Origin of the sequence: Azospirillum brasilense, assembly GCF_003349955.1 — a bacterium.
GTDB classification, from domain to species: Bacteria; Pseudomonadota; Alphaproteobacteria; order Azospirillales; family Azospirillaceae; genus Azospirillum; species Azospirillum brasilense_B.
The window spans coordinates 1-1824 of the sequence record NZ_QLKQ01000166.1 but is presented as its reverse complement, the minus strand read 5'-3'; the positions used below and the strand labels follow the sequence as shown (position 1 = coordinate 1824).

Annotated in this window: 2 protein-coding genes; both read left to right on the top strand. The window is 67.3% G+C overall.

The genetic code is table 11. From position 1 onward, the window contains the following. Positions 1-154 precede the first annotated feature (154 nt). Positions 155-1432: a formyl-CoA transferase gene (gene frc, locus DXK32_RS31860; protein ID WP_114862152.1), complete on the top strand. Its 1278-nt coding sequence runs from the start codon at positions 155-157 to the stop codon at positions 1430-1432. 247 nt (positions 1433-1679) lie between these two features. Continuing rightward, the coding region (locus DXK32_RS31855) for an ATP-grasp domain-containing protein (RefSeq protein ID WP_348981616.1) at positions 1680-1824 on the top strand (145 nt) is incomplete at its 3' end.

Here is a 1824-nt window from a genome sequence, read left to right as displayed (position 1 = left end):
CGGAGAGCGGCAACATCGGCAGCCTCAACCCCACCAGCGCCGTCCGCAAGGGGCCGAAGACGTAAGGAACGCCGGTTCTCCGGTTTCATACCGGGCGGCCTGCCGTCAAGTGGGCCGCCCTTTTCACACACAGAGCACCACGGGGGGAACGACGATGGGGAAAGCTCTTGAAGGCGTGCGGGTTCTGGACTTTACCCACGTTCAGTCGGGGCCGACCTGCACGCAGCTTCTGGCGTGGTTCGGCGCCGACGTGATCAAGGTCGAGCGTCCGGGCGAGGGCGACATCACGCGTGGCCAGCTCCGCGACGTGCCCGAGGCCGACAGCCTCTACTTCACCATGCTCAACCACAACAAGCGGTCCATCACGCTGGACACCAAGAACCCGGACGGCAAGCGTGTCCTTGAGGATCTGGTGCGCATCTGCGACGTGATGGTCGAGAATTTCGCCCCCGGCGTTCTCGAGCGCATGGGCCTGACCTGGGAGCGCATCCAGGAGCTGAACCCCCGCATCATCGTCGCCTCGGTCAAGGGCTTCGGCCCCGGCCCCTACGAAGACTGCAAGGTCTACGAGAACGTCGCGCAGTGCGCCGGCGGCTCGGCCTCGACGACCGGCTTCGACGACGGCCCGCCGATGGTCACCGGTGCCCAGATCGGCGACAGCGGCACCGGCCTGCATCTGGCGCTGGGCATCGTGACGGCGCTCTACCAGCGCACCCAGACCGGGCGCGGCCAGAAGGTGCTGGCGGCCATGCAGGACGCCGTGCTGAACCTCTGCCGAGTCAAGCTGCGCGACCAGCAGCGGCTGGAGCGCGGCCCGCTGAAAGAGTACCCGCAGTACCCGAACGGCGAGTTCGGTGACACCGTGCCGCGCGCCGGCAACGCCTCGGGCGGCGGCCAGCCGGGCTGGATCCTGAAGTGCAAGGGCTGGGAGACCGATCCCAACGCCTACATCTACTTCATCACCCAGGCGCCGGTCTGGGCGAAGATCTGCGACGTCATCGGCAAGCCGGAGTGGGTCACCGATCCGGACTACGCGACTCCCGCCGCGCGCCTGCCGCGCCTGAAGGACATCTTCGCGACCGTCGAAGAATGGACCATGACCAAGACGAAGTTCGAGGTCATGGAAATCCTGAACAAGTACGACATTCCCTGCGGCCCCATCCTGTCGATGAAGGAGCTGGCGGAGGATCAGTCGCTGCGCGAGACCGGCACCATCGTCGAGGTCGATCACCCGACGCGCGGCAAGTACCTGACCGTCGGCAACCCGATCAAGCTGTCGGACAGCCCGACCGAGGTCACCCGCTCCCCGCTGCTGGGCGAGCACACCGACGAGATTCTGCGCGAGGTCCTCGGCTTCGACGAACGCCGCATCGGCGAGGTCCGCGACAGCGGCGCGCTGGGGCTGGTCGTTCCCCGCATGGCCGCCGAGTAAAGACAGCCGTGGCAGGGGCGTCCCCGTCGGGACGCCCGTTCCATGCAGCACGGATAGCAGGCGCACGCAGTCCCGATGAGCGGGGGCGTTGACGCGCACATCCGGTGAGCCGCAGGCTCACACCGTCATTCTTCCACGGATTCAGCACAGGACGCAGGGTGCCGGCGCGCAAAGCGTCAGCGCCGATGCCGGCCTGCGCCCCGCACCCTTCCATTTTAAACACCCGAAGACAGCCCCGAAGACAGCCATGAACATCCATGAGTATCAGGCCAAGGGCCTGCTGAAGACGTACGGCGTCGCGGTGCCCCGCGGCGGCGTCGCGTTCTCCCCCGAGGAGGCCGAGACCGTCGCCCGCGAGCTGGGCGGCCCGGTGTGGGTCGTGAAGTCGCAGA